1 protein-coding gene is annotated in these 476 nt (G+C 50.2%); it reads right to left on the bottom strand.

Features of this window, described 5'->3' with window-relative positions; all coding sequences use genetic code 11:
• A partial coding sequence (locus LKK83_RS22510) for a helix-turn-helix domain-containing protein (protein ID WP_442957356.1) occupies nt 1–381 on the bottom strand: 381 nt, incomplete at its 3' end.
• Nucleotides 382–476 lie beyond the last annotated feature (95 nt).

Below are 476 nucleotides of genomic sequence, written 5' to 3'. Positions count from 1 at the left end.
CTTGACTCGCTGATAAGCAAAGGTGCGATAGGGATTCTTCCCCTTGAATCTAGGCTTACCGCTACGTTTGCCGTTCTTGTCGCCTTTGACGAACCGAGCAAATGCGAGGTCTACCCGCTTCACCATGTCGTGCAAAACATCAGCATGAATATCGGCGTACCATTCCCGCTCCTGTTTAAGTCGGACCAAAGAGCGTTTTTGCCCATAGTATTCGGGCTGTTCTCTGGGTTCAGCAATACTGCACACCAAAGGGCAGGCATTAACAGGACACCGATTCATCTCCCACCAGTCAAAGCGATCTGCTAGCAGGTAGTTGTACTGGCGACGCAACAGTTCTAACCAGCGAGACATTAAGCGTCGCTGCTCGAATGTAGGCTTCAATCTGTACTGGTAGGCTAGTGTTAAACTAAGCAATTCCGTCACCAGAACTACTCGTCTTCAGAACCGGACTTGAGACTTTCACCTCATCCGGCTCC

It is taken from the genome of Phormidium sp. CCY1219 (genome assembly GCF_035615515.1).
GTDB lineage: Bacteria > Cyanobacteriota > Cyanobacteriia > Cyanobacteriales > Laspinemataceae > CCY1219.
Note: the sequence above shows the minus strand (reverse complement) of the source record. Positions and strands in the feature narration are given on the sequence as shown.